14 protein-coding genes are annotated in these 19,148 nt (G+C 68.5%); 5 read left to right on the forward strand and 9 right to left on the reverse strand.

All coding sequences use genetic code 11. The features are described 5' to 3' along the window. Positions 1-43: 43 nt before the first annotated feature. Both ACPOLB_RS26815 and ACPOLB_RS26820 read right to left on the reverse strand, forming a co-directional pair. Complete coding sequence (locus tag ACPOLB_RS26815) at positions 44-1,102, reverse strand: saccharopine dehydrogenase family protein (RefSeq protein ID WP_425259125.1); 1,059 nt, start codon at positions 1,100-1,102, stop codon at positions 44-46. 112 nt (positions 1,103-1,214) lie between these two features. Continuing rightward, positions 1,215-2,741, reverse strand: coding sequence for a GMC family oxidoreductase (locus ACPOLB_RS26820; RefSeq protein ID WP_425259126.1), 1,527 nt, complete (start codon positions 2,739-2,741; stop codon positions 1,215-1,217). Between the two features lie 587 nt (positions 2,742-3,328). On the opposite strand from ACPOLB_RS26820, the gene ACPOLB_RS26825 reads away from it, so the two are divergent. The 3 genes from ACPOLB_RS26825 (at position 3,329) to ACPOLB_RS26835 (ending at position 8,446) form a co-directional block, all read left to right on the forward strand. After that, positions 3,329-5,398 (forward strand): ATP-binding protein, encoded by a 2,070-nt coding sequence (locus ACPOLB_RS26825; protein ID WP_425259127.1) that lies wholly within the window; start codon positions 3,329-3,331, stop codon positions 5,396-5,398. Positions 5,399-5,852: 454 nt separating this feature from the next. Beyond that, positions 5,853-6,941, forward strand: a complete 1,089-nt coding sequence (locus ACPOLB_RS26830) for a PLP-dependent cysteine synthase family protein (protein ID WP_425259129.1) — start codon at positions 5,853-5,855, stop codon at positions 6,939-6,941. A 20-nt stretch (positions 6,942-6,961) separates the two neighbouring features. Then, positions 6,962-8,446 (forward strand): pyridoxal phosphate-dependent decarboxylase family protein, encoded by a 1,485-nt coding sequence (locus ACPOLB_RS26835; protein ID WP_425259130.1) that lies wholly within the window; start codon positions 6,962-6,964, stop codon positions 8,444-8,446. Positions 8,447-8,950: 504 nt separating this feature from the next. Here ACPOLB_RS26835 and ACPOLB_RS26840 read toward each other — a convergent pair. The 7 genes from ACPOLB_RS26840 to glpD all read right to left on the reverse strand — a co-directional run bounded on the left by ACPOLB_RS26840 (position 8,951) and on the right by glpD (position 16,580). Continuing rightward, entirely contained in the window at positions 8,951-10,684 is a 1,734-nt protein-coding gene (locus ACPOLB_RS26840) for an ABC transporter substrate-binding protein (protein WP_425259131.1), read from the reverse strand. Between the two features lie 91 nt (positions 10,685-10,775). Further along, complete coding sequence (locus ACPOLB_RS26845) at positions 10,776-11,084, reverse strand: DUF2160 domain-containing protein (RefSeq protein WP_425259132.1); 309 nt, start codon at positions 11,082-11,084, stop codon at positions 10,776-10,778. Positions 11,085-11,096: 12 nt separating this feature from the next. Then, positions 11,097-11,906 carry a carbohydrate ABC transporter permease gene (locus tag ACPOLB_RS26850; RefSeq protein ID WP_425259133.1) on the reverse strand — a complete coding sequence of 270 codons (810 nt, stop codon included), beginning with the start codon at positions 11,904-11,906 and terminating at the stop codon, positions 11,097-11,099. After that, the gene (locus tag ACPOLB_RS26855; RefSeq protein WP_425259134.1) at positions 11,899-12,792 is read right to left on the reverse strand and encodes a carbohydrate ABC transporter permease; all 894 of its coding nucleotides are present in this window, start codon (positions 12,790-12,792) and stop codon (positions 11,899-11,901) included. Before ACPOLB_RS26855 ends, ACPOLB_RS26850 begins: the two co-directional genes overlap by 8 nt. Beyond that, a complete protein-coding gene (locus ACPOLB_RS26860) occupies positions 12,789-13,877 on the reverse strand; it encodes an ABC transporter ATP-binding protein (RefSeq protein ID WP_425259135.1) in 1,089 nt (362 codons plus the stop codon). The genes ACPOLB_RS26855 and ACPOLB_RS26860 overlap by 4 nt, the downstream gene beginning before the upstream one ends. Before the next feature lies 1 nt (position 13,878). After that, positions 13,879-14,973, reverse strand: a complete 1,095-nt coding sequence (locus ACPOLB_RS26865) for an ABC transporter ATP-binding protein (protein WP_425259136.1) — start codon at positions 14,971-14,973, stop codon at positions 13,879-13,881. Then, on the reverse strand, positions 14,964-16,580 hold the full coding sequence (gene glpD / locus ACPOLB_RS26870; protein ID WP_425259137.1) for a glycerol-3-phosphate dehydrogenase: 1,617 nt from the start codon (positions 16,578-16,580) through the stop codon (positions 14,964-14,966). Before glpD ends, ACPOLB_RS26865 begins: the two co-directional genes overlap by 10 nt. Before the next feature lie 154 nt (positions 16,581-16,734). Here glpD and ACPOLB_RS26875 point away from each other — a divergent pair, with 154 nt between their 5' ends. Both ACPOLB_RS26875 and glpK read left to right on the forward strand, forming a co-directional pair. After that, complete coding sequence (locus ACPOLB_RS26875; protein ID WP_425259138.1) at positions 16,735-17,502, forward strand: DeoR/GlpR family DNA-binding transcription regulator; 768 nt, start codon at positions 16,735-16,737, stop codon at positions 17,500-17,502. After that, positions 17,499-18,995 carry a glycerol kinase GlpK gene (gene glpK, locus ACPOLB_RS26880; RefSeq protein ID WP_425259139.1) on the forward strand — a complete coding sequence of 499 codons (1,497 nt, stop codon included), beginning with the start codon at positions 17,499-17,501 and terminating at the stop codon, positions 18,993-18,995. The genes ACPOLB_RS26875 and glpK overlap by 4 nt, the downstream gene beginning before the upstream one ends. Positions 18,996-19,148 lie beyond the last annotated feature (153 nt).

A 19,148-nucleotide genomic window follows, 5' to 3' on the forward strand; every position in this document is an offset into this window, starting at 1 on the left:
CAAGCAGACCGGTCATTCGCGGTGCGTGTCACGACGAAACCGGTTAGATCAGCACGACCTTCCCAGCGCCTTCGATGTGCTCTAGGCAGTCAGGCCCCATGAGCTGCGTAGGTGTGAGATACCCTGCCGGTACTTCGTGCCGAAGAACATGCTCTACCGCCAGCACGGCGGTCAGGATGGTCAGGCTGTAGCCGTTCAACGTTTGCAGCCCCGCTCGCTTCACTGCCCCTGCTGCATTGCGCGCCTCGCCCCACACGCGGGCCAGCTCCCGGGCCCGCCGCACCGGCGAAGGCCCGCCCGCCAGCCGACGCAGCAGCGGATGAGCGACGCGCCGCGCCATGGGACCGGCCATCAGCCGGCGCCATGGGACCAGCGCACGGATGGCGCGGGCGCTGGCCGATGCCCTCGGAATGTGGACCTCGATGTTGTCGATGCCGGTGGAGTAACCGGCTGTGGCCACATCGCCCCAGGGGATGACGAAGCTGCGCTCGGGCCCGCTCCCGAAGTCGAACATCCGGCTCCTGTCACCGAAGGGAATGTCGATGATCCGCCCGTCCTCCCTGACCCGGGCGGTGCCTCGGAATATCGCCTCCATGGAGGTGACGGTCGTGCCCGCGCTCAGGTGGTCCACACCAGAAAACATCAGGCTCAGGTGGGTCGCATCCGGCAGCGCCGCCTTGAGACTGACCGATACACAGTCTGTCGGCACAACGTCGAAGCCCACGCCCGGGCACAGCAACACACCTGCCGCGCGTGCCCGTTCAGCATCGTCGTGCGCAGCCACGAACACGTCGATTTCGCCAGTGATGTCAAGGTAGTGCGTGCCGGCAGCGATGCAGGCCTCGCGCATGGGTGCGGATGTCTGCGAGAACGGCCCTGCGCAATGCAGCACGGCCACGAATCCCTTCAAGGCCTGCTTCAGGTCCGTCGCGTTGTCCAGTGCCACCACAACGTGCTGCAGGTGAAGAGGCTCCGCAAGCAACCGCAAACCGACGGCGTCGCGCCCTGCGAGGACAGGCTGAAGACCGCGGCGCGCACACTCCTGCGCGATCAACGCGCCCGTGTAGCCTGTGGCTCCATAGATCATCCAGCGCTTGGCCACGCCACTTCTCCTGTGTGTCCCGACTCTTGATGCGTCGCCGTGCATAGGGCCGTTGGGTCTGTCTGATCCCGTTGCCCGTGCACCCACGCCTGCTCGCGCTGCCCATGTGTGCTCACAAGACACGCCGAATGAGGTCGGCCGCCCTTTCCGCGATCATGATGACGGGCAGGTTTGTGTTTCCCGAAGTAATCTGCGGCATCACCGAGGCGTCGACCACGCGCAAGCCGCGCAGCCCGTGCACCCGCAACTCCGCATTCACCACGGCATCCTCGCCTGGCCCCATCCGACAGGTCCCTACCGGGTGATAGATACAAACTCCGGTGTTGCGTATGTGGCGTTCCAGATGGGCATCCGTCGCCGCGGCTGGACCGGGTGCCAGTTCGCCGTCCAGATGGCGGGCGAGCGGCTCGGCTGCTGCGATTCGCCTTGCCTCGCGCAGGCCCTCGATCTGCAGCGCGAGGTCTTCGGGGTCCGTCATGTAGCCCGGATCGATCAGCGGAGGGTCTAGCGGGTCGACCGAACGCAGGGCGACGCTGCCCCGGCTGAGCGGGCGCAATACTTGAACGGCAATGGCCATGGCCGGAGCCTGCCCGCGAGCTGCGGTCACAACCGGCGCTTGCGGTACGACCAAGAACTGAAGGTCGGTTGTGTACTCGCCGCTCGATCGCGCGCTCTTCATGAACAGTCCGGCTTCAGCCAAGTTGCTGCCAGGGTGAGCGGGCTCAGGCGCCCTCAGTGCCAGCACCAGAGAGGAAGTCGGGTGGTCACAAAGGTGACGACCGACAGCCGGCAGCACATGCTTGATGCTGACGCCGTGCGACTGCAGCGCCACCGGGTCACCGATCCCGGACAGCATCAGCAGCTTCGGGGAGTCGATCGTGCCGGCGCACACCAGGACCTCTTGCATAGCCTCGATGCGTCGTGCCCGCCCGCCTTCGAAAATGTCGACACCGACTGCGCGGTCGCCGTCGAGAACGACACGCAGAGCCCGCGCTCGGGTGATCACCTGCAGATTCGGGCGCGCCATCGCCGGCCGCAGATAGGCGGCTGCAGTGCTGCAACGAGTACCGTTGCGCACCGACAGGTGGTACAGGCCGGACCCGTCGCGGTACTCGCCGTTGAAATCGCGATTACGACGATGTCCACAAGCCACGGCGGCATCGATGAATGCATGCGCCATCGGGTTCGGTGTCATCGGCGCCGTTACCGCGAGAGGCCCGGCCGCTCCGTGCAAAGCCGAGGGGCCGAGTACATGGTCCTCGCAGCGCAGGAAGTAGGGCAGCACGTCGCGCCAGCCCCAACCAGGGTTGCCCAGATCGCGCCAGTGGTCGAAGTCGTGCGGGTCGCCGCGGATGACGATCATGGCGTTGATGGCGCTCGTCCCTCCCAGGCCCTTGCCACGCGGGCAAGGGATGCTTCGCAGCGCGTAGCCGCTCTGCATGGTCGTCGCGTAGCCCCAATTCTCGTCGCGGTCCCAAAGCAGCGGCCACTGGCTCGGCTGGCGCACCACGCTGGAGTCGCCGTCTCCACCGGCCTCGATCAGCGTGACCCGGCAGTGCGGGTCTTCCGACAGGCGGGCGGCCAGCACGCAGCCAGCGGAACCGGCACCGACGATCACGATGTCCGAGCCATTGGTCATGAGGCCTCCTCCGCGGCGGAGTTGCGCGCTGCCGATGACCGCGTCGCTCTCGCGTGCAGCACATTGGATACTTCAAAGCAGCGGTGGGCAAGTCAGGTCGTTATAGGGAGTGAAATCGCGCAAATCGTGGTTGGCAAAGCGCACTCGCGGCCCGCTTCACCGGCAACGGGATGTTCCATACCGGTCGTTCGTGACCTTCAGGTCATGGCCGGGACTGCCAGTAGGCACCTCGTACCGACAGTGGACGTTTGCAGGAGTGCGCAGGTGAACGACGCCTCTGAACGCGCGCGGTCGGCTCAAGTCGACGCAAACCTGCCGGTCGAACCCCACAATCGGAAGCGCCTGAACCTGCCGATCGACAGGCCGGCGGTGCAGGCAGCGTTGGCGCGTTGCCTGCGTCGCAAGGTGACCAGCCCAGGGCGCCCCCTGTTCTGACAGCGCTGCGCGGCGTCACGCGGCCCATTGGGGGCGCAAACTGCACGGAGCTGTTTGGCCCTGGTCGATCGGCCCCGTGAAAACCACCTGTACCCTTGGCACTCCCGCTAAGGCAGGCGATCTTCTTGTCCCATCCAAACCGCCGAACCGCGATGACCGGCCTGTTCGCCCTGGGCGCCACGGCAGCGCCGCGCATGGCGAGTACCGCACCGCAGGACCCGGGCCCGCCGCTGATCGTCCACGCGGATCGGAGCCTGCCGCCGTTCAGCTTTCTCGACAAGGGGCAACCGGCGGGCGCCCACGTCGACCTGTTCATCGCGCTCGCGCAGGAACTGAAGCGGCCGCTGGACTTGCGCCTGGGAGATTGGGTCGAAGCCCAGGCGGCCGTCCTGCGGGGCGACGGAGACGTGCTGCCGCCCGTGGCCAGCACGGACGAGCGCGCGCGGCATTTCGGCTTCACGCAGACCGTGGGTCGCAGTGGCTTCGGGCTGTTCGCCCGCGACGCCTCGGCGGCACGCGTCGCGGCGTCTCGCGTCGACGAATTGAGCATCGCGGTGACGGCGGGCGGTTACCCGCGGCAGCACTTCCAGAGCCGCAACCCAGGCGTGCGCCTGACCATCGTGCAGGACGCGGTCGACGGTCTGAGGCGCGTGCAGCTCGGGCAGATCGATGCCTTCGCCGGGAACGCCGAGGCCACGCAGGCGTTCCTGCGCGACATGAAGATCAGCGGCATCTCGATGGCCACAGCGCCCTTCGCCGTGCTGGATATCGCCATCGCGGTGCACCGCCGCAACCCGGCCTTGCTGGCCGAGCTCGATCAGGCCGTCGAGCGGCTGCGCAGCCGCGGTGAGCTTCAACGCATCGATGCGCGGTGGTTCGACGCGCCTCCCATCACGCTCGACCGCATGCAGCTGGTGACCCTGGCCGGCGCTGCCACCGGGTTGGCGCTGGTCGCCGGCCTGGGCTCGGCGCTGTTCGTGCAGAAGCAGCGACTGAAGGAGCGTGACGCGGAGATCGCCCGCCGCACCGACATCGAGGCGCGGCTCGAAGCGGCGCGCGCGGCCGCGGAGAGCGCGGCGAGGGTCAAGGCCGAGTTCCTGGCGAATATGAGCCACGAGATTCGGACACCGATGAATGCCATCGTGGGCATGAGCCGCCTGCTGCGCGAGGGCGGCGCAGCGTCGCCGGACACGGACCAGCGCCTGCGCAAGCTCGACGAGGCGGCCAAGCACCTGCTGTCGATGGTGAGCGACGTGCTCGACATGTCGAAGATCGAGGCGGGCAAGCTCGAGATGGAGCAGATTCCCTTCGATCTCGGGGCACTGATGGAAGGCGTGCGCTCCCATGTCGAGGGTCTGGCCGAGCACAAGGGGCTGGCGCTGCAGATCGAATACGACGCCACCGTGACGCGCGTGATGGGCGACCCGACGCGGTTGCGACAGACGATCCTGAACCTGGTGAGCAACGCCATCAAGTTCACCGACCACGGCCACGTGCGCCTCACGGCGCGGGTGCTCGACACCAACGCTGAGTCCACCACCTGGCGCGTGGAGGTCGAGGACACGGGCCGCGGCATCTCGAGCGACCTGCAGAGCCGCCTGTTCCGGCCCTTCGAGCAGGAAGACGGCTCGGTGATGCGGCAGTACGGCGGGACGGGGCTGGGCCTGAGCATCTCCAAGCGCCTGGTGGAGATGATGGGCGGCGAGATCGGCTGCCGCAGCACCCAGGGTCAGGGCAGTCTCTTCTGGTTCACCGTGCGCTTGCAGCCGGTCGACGTGCAGGCGCCGCAGACGCCGGCAAGCGACAGGGAGGATTCGCTGGCGCAACTGCGCGCGCGCCACTCCGGGGCGCGCATCGTCCTGGCCGACGACAACGCGGTCAACCTCGAGGTCATCCGCGCCACGCTGGCGGTTGCCGGCCTCGTGGTCATCGATGCGCACGATGGCGCAGAGGCCGTCCGCGAGGCCTCTTCGATGCGGGCGCAGCTGGTCCTCATGGATGTGCGCATGCCGCGCATGGATGGCATAGAAGCCACGATCGCGCTTCGGGAGCTGTTCCCGCCGGAGGCTCTGCCCATCGTAGCCTTGACGGCCAACGCATTCGAAGAGGACCGGCGCGAATGCCTGATGGCGGGCATGAACGGCTTCCTCTCCAAGCCCGTCGACCCGCCCCTGTTGTATCGGACGGTGCTGCACTGGCTCGACCGTGCCGCGCGCGGCTGACTCCCCTGTGGCGAGGCGCATCGGGGTTACAGTCTGCCTCGTCGACACCCAGGGGGTGGCCTGGGACGGGTCTGCGCCTGAAGGAGTAGTGCTGCACCGAGCCCGTGTGCGTGGCGCTGCAAGACGGAACCGTGCGCAGCAGCCAGCGGAGAGTAACTTGTAGCCTTGACTGGAGTCATTGACTTGCGTCGCGGCCGCTCCTGGCCGGGACTGGCCGGCAACAACGATTCCCGCTCGGCCTTGCGCTGTGAGGCCGTCCCCCGTCGCCGTACGACTCGCCGCACGGCCCAGTGCCGGCCGCTGGCGTCGGTCAGTCAGGATTGACGCGCACAGCCAGCCGGATAACCTCACCGCTCCACCGGCCGGCAGTTCGACTGTCGGGCCGCCCCAGTGCACGAGGTCTGCGCACCTGCTGCGCGTCCTTGCGCGCCCGATACGAGGGAAGAAACCCGTCATGACTTTGCATGCTTCGCGCTCGACAAAAGGTCGCGGTCGTCTCTACGACAGCATCGTCGACACCATCGGCAATACGCCTTGCATCCGCCTGAACCGCATTGCTCCCAAGCATGTGCGGCTGTACGTCAAGGCCGAGTTCTTCAACCCGGCGGCTTCGGTCAAGGACCGGCTGGCCATCAGCATCATCGAGGAGGCCGAGCGCCGCGGGGAATTGCGTCCGGGACAGACGGTGGTCGAGGCGACGAGTGGCAACACCGGCATCGGCCTGGCGATGGTCTGCGCTGCGAAGGGCTACCCGCTGGTCGTGACGATGGCCGACTCGTTCTCGGTGGAGCGGCGGCGGTTGATGCGTTTTCTCGGCGCCAAGGTCGTGCTCACGCCGCGCGCCTCGAAGGGTCTGGGCATGTACCTGAAGGCCAAGGAGCTGGCAGAAGCCAACGGCTGGTTCCTGGCACGACAGTTCGAGACCGCCGACAACGCCACGATCCACGAGAACACCACGGCGCGCGAGTTGATGGCCGACTTCCAGGGCGAACGGCTGGACTACTGGGTCACGGGCTATGGCACCGGCGGCACCGTGACCGGTGTGGCGCGTGTCCTGCGCAAGGAACGCCCCGATACCCGCATCGTGCTGAGCGAACCGGCCATCGCCCAGCTGCTGCACAGCGGCGTCGCGCAGCAACGCGGCGACGGCAACTCCCCCGCCGTCAGCCACCCGGCTTTCACCCCGCATCCGATCCAGGGCTGGACGCCCGATTTCATTCCCTACGTGCTTCAGGAGGCGGTCGACAAGCACTACTACGACGAGCTGATCCCGGTCGCTGGCCCGGATGCGATCGCCTGGTCGAAGCGGCTGGCGTCGGAGGAGGGGATCTTCACCGGCATCTCGGGCGGGGCGTCACTTGCCGTGGCAATCCAGGTCGCCGAGAAGTCGCCCGCAGGCTCGGTGCTGTGCTGCATGTTGCCCGACACGGGCGAGCGTTATCTCTCGACGCCGCTGTTCGAAGGCGTGGCCACCGAGATGACGCCCGACGAGGAGGCGCTGTCGCGATCGACGCCTGGCTATCAGATGCCACCGGCAGCCTAAACGTGCAGCGCCCTGATCCGATGGTCGATGCGATCCGCCGCGACCGGGCGTCGACCGACGATCTGGCCGGCGCGGTGCGCGCCGTCTTGCCCGGGCTCGAACAGTTCGTGCGGTTCGAGGGCCTGGATCCGGCACGCATTCGCTCACGTTGGCTTGCGGCCTTGGACGGGCCGCTTCCCGCGGACGGGATCGGCCGCGATGCGGTGCTCGACGAGCTGTCCGCACTGATCGTCGGCAACGGGCTGCGCACCGGCCATCCGGGCTTCACGGGCTGGGTGACGACGATGCCGACCGACGTCGCGGTGGCGGCTGACCTGGCGCAGGCCGTGGCAGTGCCGCAGCGGTGGTGGGCCACCGCAGGCAATTTCGCCGACGACCTGGCCATGCGCTGGCTGATCGCGCTGCTCGGCTTTCCGGCGTCTCATGTCGGCACGTTTACGGCCGGCGGCTCGACCGCCAACTTGATCGGCCTCGGCGCTGCACGTCAGCATGCTGGCGAGCGGCTGGGCCTGAATCCGGGGCGCGACGGCAACCTCGGCTTCGTCGAGCCGCGTGTGTATTGCTCGACCGAGACTCACCACGTCGTCGGTCGGGCGCTCGGCGTGCTCGGCCTCGGCCGCGGCAGTCTGCGCGAGATCGCGCTCGATGGCGACGGCACGATCGACGTGGATGCGCTGCAGCGCACGCTCGACGACGATGCGCGCGCCGGGCGCTCGCAGGTTGCCATCGTCGCGTGTGCGGGTGATGTCAACACGGGCCGGATTGATCCGATCGGCGAGCTGGCACGCATCGCCGGCGAACGCGGCATCTGGCTGCACGTCGACGGCGCCTACGGTGGCTGGGGCCTGCTCGATGCGCGCGTGCGTGAGCGCTTCGGCGACGTGGCACGCCATGACTCGTTCGCGATCGACCCGCACAAGTGGCTCGCCGCCCCGGTGGGCACCGGAGCGGTCATCGTCCGCGACGCCGGCGTGCTGGGCCGCGCTTTCGAGTGCGAAACCGGCGCCTACGACCGGGAGCGCCACGCACCCGTCGGCACGTCGGACACCGGATCGCCCTTCGATGAACTCGGCCTCGGCACGCCGGACTTCGGCGTCGACTTCTCGGCACCGGCACGCGGACTGGCAGTCTGGGCCATCCTCCGTGAGATCGGCGCGAACGGCGTTCGCGAGCGCATCGTGCGCCACAACGACTGTGCTCGCCGTGTCGCCGATCGCGTGCGCGGCGAGCCGATGCTCGAACTGCTCGCCGAGCCCGTGTTGAGCATCTGCTGCTTCCGCGTCCGCCCCAAGGACTGGACGAACGAGTCGCGGCTGGACGCACTCAACGATGCCGTGCTGCGCAGGATGCGTGCGCGCGGGCGCAGCGTGACGTCGTCGACAAGGGTGGGGGGGCGATTTGCCATTCGGCCCTGCTTCATCAACCCGCGCGGCACTCTCTCCGATGCGGATGCCCTGGTCGATGAGGCGCTAGCGGTCGCCGCCGACCTCGTGGCGGGGCATTGAATGGACACGTTGGAGCCTGGCCGGTGCGCGCCTGCGAGCGATCGGGGCTTCTGAATTCTGGGTGGTCGGCCTGAGCTGCGGATGGGTCATCAGATGCAGGTCCCCAGAGCGTTCACTGAGGAATGCCCGCTGATGGCCGAGGGCAGTCTGTGGCGGTCACGCCAGGTAGCGGTCGTTCAGCTCCGCGTCGTCAATCCGGATGACCGCCGACAGCGCCGGAGGGGATCGGCCGAGGTCGGCCATAACCGGACATCCATGACCGGCGGTTTGCGGTCCTGTTGGCGGCGAACTCGCATCGGACGGGACTCCGGGCAATCGTGAACCGAACATGCCGCGTGCCCTGAGGGCTGATTTGGGCGTGATACGGCGACTGTGCTGTTGGCTCCCGATCACTGAGCCAATCTCCGGGGTCCAGCGGTGAAGTTCGCCAAACAGCAAGACAGTACCAAAGAGCGAGGCCCCGGGCCAGCGTCCGGGGCCTTGCCTCTCAAGCCGATACGCGTTTCAGCGCACCTTGCCGGCCTTCCATGCGTTCAGCAGCGTGTCGTAGGCAATGGTCTCGCCCTTTGGCTTCTCGTTGGCCAGCTTGGCCCACGGTGCGCCCTTGTCGCCGAGGTACTTCTTCGGGTCGCCCTTCGGATTGAGCTTCGGCGCGCAGCGTGCCATGCCGGCGCGTTCCAGGCGCGCCATCACCTGGTCCATCTCCTCGGCCAGGTTGTCCATCGCCTGCTGCGGCGTCTTCTCACCCGTCACGGCCACGGCCACGTTCTTCCACCACAGCTGTGCGAGCTTGGGGTAGTCGGGCACGTTGGTGCCAGTGGGCGTCCAGGCCACGCGCGCGGGGCTGCGGTAGAACTCGACCAGGCCACCCAGCTTGGGCGCCATGTCGGTCATGGCCTTGCTCTGGATGTCGCTCTCGCGGATCGGCGTCAGGCCGACGATGGTCTTCTTCAGGCTCGTGGTCTTGGCGGTGACGAACTGCGCGTACAGCCAGGCGGCCGCGGTTCGGTTCTCGTCGTGCTTCTCGAAGAAGGTCCAGCTGCCGACGTCCTGGTAGCCGTTCTGCATGCCCTGCTTCCAGTACGGGCCGTTGGGGCCCGGGGCCATGCGCCACTTGGGCGTACCGTCGGCGTTGACCACGGGCAGGCCGGCCTTGGTCATGTCGGCGGTGAAGGCCGTGTACCAGAAGATCTGCTGCGCAATCTGGCCCTGGGCCGGCACCGGGCCGGCCTCGCCGAAGGTCATGCCGGTGGCTTCCTTGGGCGCGTACTTCTTCATCCAGTCCACGTACTTGGTCAGCGCGTAGACGGCGGCCGGTGAGTTGGTGGCCCCTCCGCGCGACACGCTCGCGCCCTGTGGCGTGCAGCCGTCGGCCGAGGCGCGGATGCCCCACTCGTCCACCGGCTTGCCGTTCGGGATGCCGATGTCTGCGGTGCCGGCCATCGACAGCCAGGCGTCGGTGAAGCGCCAGCCCAGGCTCGGGTCCTTCTTGCCGTAGTCCATGTGGCCGTAGATCGGCTTGCCGTCGATGGTCTTCACGTCCTCGCTGAAGAACGCGGCGATGTCCTCGTAGGCGCTCCAGTTCAGCGGCACGCCCAGGTCGTAGCCGTACTTGGCCTTGAACTTGTCCTTCAGGTCCTGGCGCGCGAACAGGTCGGCGCGGAACCAGTACAGGTTGGCGAACTGCTGGTCGGGCAGCTGGTACAGCTTCTTGTCGGGGCCGGTGGTGAAGCTCAGGCCGATGAAGTCCTTGAGGTCCAGGCCCGGGTTGGTCCACTCCTTGCCCTTGCCGGCCATGTAGTCGGTCAGGTTCATGATCTTGCCGTAGCGGTAGTGCGTACCGATCAGGTCGGAGTCGCTGATCCAGCCGTCGTAGATCGACTTGCCCGACTGCATCGAGGTCTGCAGCTTCTCGACCACGTCGCCTTCCTGGATCAGGTCGTGCTTGACCTTGATGCCGGTGATCTCCTCGAAGGCCTTGGCCAGCGTCTTGCTCTCGTACTCGTGCGTGGTGATGGTCTCGGACACGACCGAGATCTCCTTCACGCCCTTGGCCTGCAGCTTCTTGGCGGCCTCGATGAACCACTTCATCTCGGCCATCTGCTGATCCTTGCTCAGCGTGGACGGCTGGAACTCGCTGTCGATCCACTTCTTGGCCTCGGCCTCGCCGGCCCATGCGCTCTGGCCCAGGGCCAGAGCGGCAGCGGCAAAGGCCACGGCATTCAGGCGCAACTTCATGTCAGGTCTCCTCTGTGGCACTTCCCGTACATCGCTCGCGGCGCCGGCTGGGAAGGTGTGGCCGGCGTGCTGTTCACTCGAAGACGGGCGCTCAGCCGCGGCGCATGATCAGCACCAGCAGCAGCATCGAGGCGACGAAGCCGAACCACACGGACGGCTCCTGCTCGAGGCCGAACCATTCGATCATGCGTTCGCTGACGGCGACGAAACCCAGGTTCACGTAGGCCGCCGACAGCAGCCCGATGAAGAGCCGGTCGCCGCGCGTGGTGGCGATCGGCAGGAAGCCGCGGCGCTCGACGGTGGGCGACTTGATCTCCCACACGGTCATGCCCACCAGCATCAGCACGATGCAGCTGAAGAACACCGCCACCGGCAGCGTCCACGCCATCCACTCGAACATGGCCATCCCTCCTCAGACGCGACCCATCGCGAAACCCTTCGCGATGTAGTTGCGCACGAACCAGATGACGATGGCCCCGGGCACGATGGTCAGCACGCCGGCGGCGGCCAGCACGCCCCAGTCCATGCCCGAGGCCGATACGGTGCGCGTCATCGTCGCGACGATGGGCTTGGCGTTGACGCTGGTGAGCGTGCGCGCCATCAGCAGCTCGACCCAGCTGAACATGAAGCAGAAGAACGCGGCCACGCCCACGCCGGCCTTGATCAGCGGGACGAAGATGGTGAGGAAAAAGCGCGGGAACGAGTAGCCGTCGATGTAGGCCGTCTCGTCGATCTCGCGCGGGATGCCGCTCATGAAGCCTTCGAGGATCCACACCGCCAGCGGCACGTTGAACAGCAGGTGCGCCAGCGCCACCGCGATGTGCGTGTCCATCAGCCCCATGGTCGTGTAGAGCTGGAAGAAGGGCAGCAGGAACACCGCCGGCGGCGTCATGCGGTTGGTCAGCAGCCAGAAGAACACGTGCTTGTCGCCGAGGAAGCGGTAGCGGCTGAACGCGTAGGCCGCCGGCAGCGCCACCACGAGCGAGATCACGGTGTTGATGGCGACGTAGATCAGCGAGTTGATGTAGCCCGAGTACCAGGACACGTCGGTGAAGATCGTCCGGTAGTGCTCCAGCGTGAAGGCCTTGGGCCACAGGCTGAACGAGGACAGGATCTCCTCGTTCGTGCGGAACGACATGTTCACCATCCAGTACACGGGCAGGATGGCGAACACCAGGTACAGCGCGAGGAACAGCGTCCTCTTGCGGAAGCGCTTATCCATGGCCGGCCTCGTTCTTGTCGGCGGTGCCCACGCGCTGCATCCAGTTGTAGAGAATGAAGCACAGCAGCAGGATGATGAGGAAGTAGATCAGCGAGAAGGCCGCGGCCGGGCCGAGGTCGAACTGGCCCACGGCCTTTTGCGTCAGGTACTGGCTGAGGAAGGTGGTGGCGTTGCCGGGGCCGCCGCCGGTGAGCACGAAGGGCTCGGTGTAGATCATGAAGCTGTCCATGAAGCGCAGCAGCACGGCGATCATCAGCACGCCGCGCAGCTTGGGCAGCTGGATGTAGCGGAACACCGCGAACTTGGAGGCGCCGTCGATGCTGGCCGCCTGGTAGTAGGCGTCGGGGATGGCGCGCAGGCCGGCGTAGCACAGCAGCGCCACCAGCGGCGTCCAGTGCCACACATCCATCACCAGCACCGTGAGCCAGGCGTGCGTGGCGTTGCCGGTGTAGCTGTACTCGATGCCCAGTGCCGCCAGCGACGCGCCGAGCAGCCCGATGTCGGTGCGGCCGTAGATCTGCCAGATGGTGCCGACCACGTTCCAGGGGATCAGCAGCGAGATCGCCACCGTCACCAGCACCGCCGACGCCTGCCAGCCGCGCGCCGGCATGGCCAGCGCCAGTGCGATGCCCAGCGGGATCTCGACCAGCAGCACGCTCAGCGAGAACACCATCTGACGCAGCAGCGCGCCGTGCAGTTCCTCGTCGCGCATCACGGCCTTGAACCACTCGGTGCCGACGAACACGCGCCGCTCGGGCGAGATGATGTCCTGCACCGAGTAGTTCACCACCGTCATCAGCGGCACGATGGCCGAGAAGGCCACGCACAGGATGACGGGCAGGATCAGCAGCCAGGCTTTCTGGTTGACCGGCTTGACAGCGCTCATGCCACCAGCTCCTCGTTCTTGTAGTAGCAGGTGTGGGGGCCGACGACCGTGAGCCACACAGCGTCGCCGACACGCGGGATGGCCTGCTCGGGGCCGAGGCGCGCGCGCAGCAGCGATGCGCCCTCGCCAGCGCCGATGCGCGCGGTGACGAGCCAGTAGGTGCCGATGTCCTGCGCCTGCGTCACCACGCCGGGCACGGCGCCCGCGTCGTCGGCGGCGGCGAGCTGCACGTATTCGGGGCGCACGCCCAGCGTCAGATCGCCCAGCCCGGCCAGCGCCGCGTTCGGCGCCGCCAGCACGCGGCCGTCGACCTCTACGCCTTCAGCCGTGCCGCGCGCCGCGATGAAGTTCATGCCCGGCGAGCCGATGAAGTTGCCGACGAAGGAGTGGCGCGGGCGCTCGAAGAGCTCGCTCGCGGTGCCGATCTGCACCGCGCGGCCGCGCGTCATCACCACCACCTGCTGCGCGAAGGTCAGCGCCTCGACCTGGTCGTGCGTGACGTAGATCAGCGTCAGCTTCAGCTCCTGGTGGATCTGCTTGAGCTTGCGCCGCAGCTGCCACTTCAGGTGCGGGTCGATCACGGTCAGCGGCTCGTCGAACAGCACGGCCGAGACGTCCTCGCGCACCAGGCCGCGGCCGAGCGAGATCTTCTGCTTGGCATCGGCCGCCAGGCCGGCGGCGCGCGTGTCGAGCTGCGCGCTCAGCTCCAGCATCTCGGCGATGCGGCCGACCCGCTGCCGGATCTTCTCGGCCGGCACGCCGCGGTTGCGCAGCGGGAAGGCCAGGTTCTCGGCCACCGTCATGGTGTCGTAGATCACCGGGAACTGGAACACCTGCGCGATGTTGCGCTGCTGCGGGCTCAGGGCCGTGACGTCGCGGCCGTCGTACTTCAGGCCGCCGTGCGACGGCTTGACCAGGCCCGAGACGATGTTCAGCAGCGTGGTCTTGCCGCAGCCCGAGGGGCCCAGCAGCGCGTAGGCGCCGCCGTCCTCGAAGCTCATCTTCAGCGGCAGCAGCGCGTAATCCTCGTCGCGCTGCGGGTTGGGCCGGTAGGCGTGGGCCAGGTCGAGGTCGATGCGGGCCATCTCAGCGCGTCTCCTGGCCCGGGTGGCCTTCGGGGGCGATCAGCAGGTCGCCGCGGGCGTCGAACACGTAGACCTGCGCCGGGCTCAGGTGCAGCGTGATCGGCGCACCCAGCGTCAGCACGTGCACGCCGGGCAGCTGCGCCACCAGCTCGCCGATGCCGGTCTCCACGTGCACGAAGGTGTCGGAGCCCGAGATCTCGGCAAGTTCGACGATGCCGGGCAGGTCCAGGTCGCCCGGGCGCGGGCGCACGCGCAGCGCGCTGGCGCGGATGCCCACCGTCAGCGCCTGGAAGCCGGTGGTCGTCTGGTTGGGCGGCAAGGCCAGCGGCAACATCACGCTCTTGGGCAGCGCGATGCCGCCGGCTGCCGCCTGCGCATCCAGCAGGTTCATCGGCGGGTCGCTGAAGGCGCGCGCCACGCGGATCGAGCGCGGCCGGTGGAAGACCTCGGCCGTGGGGCCGTACTGCAGCAGCTCGCCGGCGTCCATCACCGCGGTGTAGCCGCCGAGCAGCAGCGCCTCGGTGGGCTCGGTGGTGGCGTAGACGACGGTGGACTCGCCGGTGGCGAACAGCGCCGAGAGCTCGTCGCGCAGCTCCTCGCGCAGCTTGTAGTCCAGGTTGACCAGCGGCTCGTCCAGCAGCATCAGCGGCGCCTGCTTGGCCAGCGCGCGGGCCAGCGCCACGCGCTGCTGCTGCCCGCCCGAGAGTTCGGCGGGCAGCCGCTGCAGGAAGGGCTCGATGTGCAGCTTGGCAGCGAGCTCGGCCACGCGCGCCTCGATGCCCGCGGCCTTGCGCAGCTTCAGCGGCGAGGCGATGTTGTCGGCCACCGTCATCGACGGGTAGTTGATGAACTGCTGGTAGACCATGGCCACGTTGCGCTCGCGCACGGGCAGGCCGGTGACGTCGCGGCCATCGGCCACCACGCGGCCGGCGCTCGGCGCATCCAGCCCGGCCATCACGCGCATCAGCGTCGTCTTGCCGGCCTGCGTGGCGCCCAGCAGCACCGTCACCGCGCGTGGCACCAGCGTCAGGTCGATCGGGTACAGGTGCGTGGCCGCGCCCACGCGCTGCTCGACGGCCTTGAGCGTCAGGTCCATGAGGCCTCCCGGTCGCCGGCCACCGCGGCGGGGGCCGCGGGCGCATCGCGCCAGTGCGCGACGCACCACGCGGCCACCTGCGCACGCTGGCCCTCGTCGTAGTGCAGGCCGAGCTTGGTACGGCGCCACAGCACGTCGTCGGCGCAACGCGCCCACTCGTGGCGGTGCAGGTGCCGCAGCTCGGCCTCGTACAGGCCGGGGGCGACCTCGGCGCCCATCTCCTCCAGGCTGCCGATGGGGCCGAGCAGCGTCTCCACCCGCGCGCCGTAACCGCGCGCCAGCCGCCGCGCCAGCGGCATCGGCAGCTGCGGGTGGCGGCGCGTCAGCGCCTGCACGAAGCGCTCGAAGTCGGTGTCGGGCCGCTGCGGCGCGCCGATCCACGCGCTCAGGTCGCCGCCGGGCAGCGGCGCCGCGGCGGTCCAGGTGCCGCGCGTCGTGCCCAGTGGTGCCGCCAGCAGGTCGGCGGCCTCCTCGGCGAGCTTGCGGTAGGTGGTGAGCTTGCCGCCCCACACGTTGAGCAGCGGCGCCTGCCGCGTGTCGAGCTCGAGCGCGTAGTCGCGCGTCACAGCCGCGGGGTCGCCCGATTCGTCGTCGAGCAGCGGGCGCACGCCGGAGTAGCTCCACACCACGTCGGCGGGCGCCACGGGGCGCTCGAAGTAGCGGCTGGCCTGCGCGCACAGGTAGGTGGTTTCGTCCGCATCGATGCGCGCCGCGCCGATGGGGCCGTGGTGCTCGACGTCGGTGGTGCCGATCAGCGTGTACGCGCCCTCGTAGGGGATGGCGAAGATGATGCGCTTGTCGGTGTTCTGGAAGATGTAGGCGTGCTCGTGCTCGAACAGCCGCGGCACGACGATGTGGCTGCCCTTGACCAGGCGCAGCGACTTGCGCTCTGCCGCGTGCGCGTGCTCGGCCAGGAACTGGGCGGCCCAGGGGCCCGCGGCGTTGACCAGCGCTCGCGCGCGCAGTGCGCGCGGCACGCCGTCGGCACCGCGCAGCGTGGCCTGCCAGTGCTGCGCGCCGCGCTGCGCGTCGGTGCAGGCACAGCGCGTGAGCACGGCGGCGCCGCGCTCGGCGGCGTCGATGGCGTTCAGCACCACGAGGCGCGCGTCGTCGACCCAGCCGTCCGAATACACGAAGCCCTTGCGGAAGACCTTCTTCAGCGGCGCGCCGGCGGGGTGGGTGCGCAGGTCCACCGTGCTCGAACCCGGCAGCACCTCGCGGCGGGCCAGGTGGTCGTACAGGAACAGGCCCGCGCGCACCATCCACACCGGGCGCATCGCGGCGTCGTGCGGCATCACGAAGCGCAGCGGCCACATGATGTGCGGCGCGTTCTTCAGCAGCACCTCGCGCTCGGCCAGCGCCTTGCGGACGAGCGCGAACTCGTAGTACTCCAGGTAGCGCAGCCCGCCGTGAATGAGCTTGGTCGACGACGACGAGGTGTGCGCGGCCAGGTCGTCCTTCTCGCACAGCACCACCGACAGGCCGCGCCCCGCCAGGTCGCGCGCGATGCCGGCACCGTTGATGCCGCCGCCGACGACGAGCACGTCGCAGGCAGCAGGCGGCTCGGCCGGGAACGGCGCGGCAGGGGCGGCAGGGGCGGTGCTCACGAAGGCGGTGGGTGCGGTTGTGCGGCGGGCGTCCTGCGGACGCAGGTTCGGTCGGCATGTCCGATTTTCGAGCGATTGTGTTCGTTTAATGTTCGCAGCCGATCCGTGCAAACCCGAAAGAGTGTTCGTATTCGTTCGTTTAGATTCGGGACCAATGGATCCGAATCCACGCCAGCTCGAACTGCTCGACGAGGTGCGGCGCGCGCGCAGCCTCTCGGTGGAGGCACTCGCCGAACGTTTCGGCGTGGCCCTGCAGACGGTGCGCCGCGACGTGCGCCTGCTCGCCGAGGCGGGGCTGCTGGCGCGCTTCCACGGCGGCGTGCGGCTGCCCAGCTCCACCACCGAGAACATCGCCTACCGCCAGCGCCAGGCGCTGAACGACGACGCCAAGCGCTGCATCGCCCGCACCGTGGCGCAGGCGGTGCCCAACGGCAGCTCGCTGCTCATCAACATCGGCACCACCACCGAGGCCATCGCGCGCGAGCTGCTCGGCCACAAGGGCCTGCGCGTCATCACCAACAACCTGAACGTGGCGGCGATCCTGTCCGACAACCCCGACTGCGAGCTCATCGTCGCCGGCGGCGTGGTGCGCGCGCGCGACCGCGGCATCGTCGGCGAGGCCACGGTCGACTTCATCCAGCAGTTCAAGGTCGACATCGGCCTCATCGGCATCTCGGGCATCGAGGCCGACGGCACGCTGCGCGACTTCGACTACCGCGAGGTGAAGGTGGCGCGCGCCATCATCGAACACTCGCGGCAGATCTGGCTGGCCGCTGACCACAGCAAGTTCAACCGGCCGGCGATGGTCGAGCTCGGCCGGCTCGACCAGGTGGACAACATGTTCACCGACCTGCCGCCGCCCGAGCCCTTCCCGGCGCTGCTGGCCGAGGCCGGCGTCAACCTCACGCTGTGCGCACCATGAAGACCCACCTGCTGGCCCTGGACCAGGGCACCTCCAGTTCGCGCAGCATCGTGTTCGACGCCCAGGGCCAGGTGGTGGCGATGGCGCAGCGCGAGTTCCGGCAGATCTACCCGCAGCCCGGCTGGGTGGAGCACGATCCGCTGGAGCTGTGGCAGACGCAGCTGGCCACCGCGCGCGAGACGCTGGCCCAGGCCGGGCTGGGCGCGGTCGACATCGCGTCAATCGGCATCACGAACCAGCGCGAGACCACGGTGGTGTGGAACCGCCGCACCGGCGAGCCCGTCTACAACGCCATCGTCTGGCAGGACCGACGCGCCGAGCCCACCTGCACCGAACTGCGCGCCCGTGGGCTGGAGCCGACCTTCCGCGAGCGGACGGGCCTCATCCTCGACGCCTACTTCTCGGGCACCAAGCTGCAGTGGATCCTCGACCACGTGGACGGCGCGCGCGCCGCGGCGCAGCGCGGGGAGCTCGCCTTCGGCACCGTCGACAGCTGGCTGCTGTGGCAGCTCACCGGCGGCCAGGCGCATGCCACCGACGTCAGCAACGCCGCGCGCACGCTGATGTTCAACGTGCACACGAGCGAATGGGACGAAGAACTGCTGACGCTGCTTGACATCCCGCGCGAGTTGCTGCCGGCGGTGCACCCGTCCAGCCACGTCTACGGCCACACCCGGGCCGACTGGCTGGGCGCCGCGGTGCCGGTGGGCGGCATCGCCGGCGACCAGCAGAGCGCGCTGTTCGGCCAGGCCTGTTTCGAGACCGGCCTGGCCAAGAACACATACGGCACCGGCTGCTTCATGCTAATGCACACCGGAACGCAGTTCCGCAGCAGCGGCAACGGGCTGATCACCACGCGCGCCGCGCAGCCCGGCTACACCCCCAAGTTCGCACTAGAAGGCAGCGTCTTCATCGGCGGCGCGGTCGTGCAGTGGCTGCGCGACGGGCTGCGCGCCATCTCCAGCAGCGCCCAGGTGCAGGCGCTCGCCGAGAGTGTGCCCGACGCCGGCGGCGTGATGTTCGTGCCCGCCTTCACCGGGCTCGGGGCGCCTTACTGGAACGCCGAGGCGCGCGGCGCCATCGTCGGCCTGACGCGTGGCAGCACCGTCGCGCACATTGCCAGGGCGGCGCTTGAGAGTATCGCGTTCCAGAGCGCCTCGCTGCTGCAGGCGATGGCGCGCGACGCCGTAGCGGCCGGGGGCACACCAGTGACCGAGCTGCGCGTCGACGGCGGCGCGTGCGTCAACGACTTGCTGATGCAGTTCCAGGCCGACCTTCTGGGCATTCCTGTCGTGCGCCCGAAGGTCGTCGAAACGACGGCGCTCGGAGCAGGCTACTTGGCGGGCCTGTCCGCGGGCATCTGGCCCGACACCCGCGCGCTGGCCGCCCACTGGCAGCCCGAGCGACGGTTTCTGCCGACTCTGCCGCGCGAGCGCGCCGACGAGCTGATGGCCAACTGGGGCCGGGCTGTACGCCAGGCGACGGCGCAGTAGGAAGGGGCGTACATCTACCCCAGAGACGCAGGCCGCCATGATCGATGCGGCTCGCTGCATGCAGTTTCCGTCCCCTCTCCTGGCCGGCGCGCCGACCCGGGCACGCTGGTGCTCTGCGGCGCCATGTCCAGGAAGTTGGACTTCTCGCAAACG

The sequence above is a fragment of the Rubrivivax soli genome, assembly GCF_049810355.1.
GTDB lineage: Bacteria > Pseudomonadota > Gammaproteobacteria > Burkholderiales > Burkholderiaceae_C > Rubrivivax.

What these genes read in the sequence shown, in the direction of transcription:
- ACPOLB_RS26840 (WP_425259131.1), bottom strand. Translation starts at nt 10,684, where the DNA reads ATGAAGTTGCGCCTGAATGCCGTGGCCTTTGCCGCTGCCGCTCTGGCC.
- ACPOLB_RS26835 (WP_425259130.1), top strand. Translation starts at nt 6,962, where the DNA reads ATGGTCGATGCGATCCGCCGCGACCGGGCGTCGACCGACGATCTGGCC.
- ACPOLB_RS26845 (WP_425259132.1), bottom strand. Translation starts at nt 11,084, where the DNA reads ATGTTCGAGTGGATGGCGTGGACGCTGCCGGTGGCGGTGTTCTTCAGC.
- ACPOLB_RS26820 (WP_425259126.1), bottom strand. Translation starts at nt 2,741, where the DNA reads ATGACCAATGGCTCGGACATCGTGATCGTCGGTGCCGGTTCCGCTGGC.
- ACPOLB_RS26860 (WP_425259135.1), bottom strand. Translation starts at nt 13,877, where the DNA reads ATGGCCCGCATCGACCTCGACCTGGCCCACGCCTACCGGCCCAACCCG.
- glpK (WP_425259139.1), top strand. Translation starts at nt 17,499, where the DNA reads ATGAAGACCCACCTGCTGGCCCTGGACCAGGGCACCTCCAGTTCGCGC.
- ACPOLB_RS26830 (WP_425259129.1), top strand. Translation starts at nt 5,853, where the DNA reads ATGACTTTGCATGCTTCGCGCTCGACAAAAGGTCGCGGTCGTCTCTAC.
- ACPOLB_RS26855 (WP_425259134.1), bottom strand. Translation starts at nt 12,792, where the DNA reads ATGAGCGCTGTCAAGCCGGTCAACCAGAAAGCCTGGCTGCTGATCCTG.
- ACPOLB_RS26875 (WP_425259138.1), top strand. Translation starts at nt 16,735, where the DNA reads ATGGATCCGAATCCACGCCAGCTCGAACTGCTCGACGAGGTGCGGCGC.
- ACPOLB_RS26825 (WP_425259127.1), top strand. Translation starts at nt 3,329, where the DNA reads ATGACCGGCCTGTTCGCCCTGGGCGCCACGGCAGCGCCGCGCATGGCG.
- ACPOLB_RS26850 (WP_425259133.1), bottom strand. Translation starts at nt 11,906, where the DNA reads ATGGATAAGCGCTTCCGCAAGAGGACGCTGTTCCTCGCGCTGTACCTG.
- ACPOLB_RS26865 (WP_425259136.1), bottom strand. Translation starts at nt 14,973, where the DNA reads ATGGACCTGACGCTCAAGGCCGTCGAGCAGCGCGTGGGCGCGGCCACG.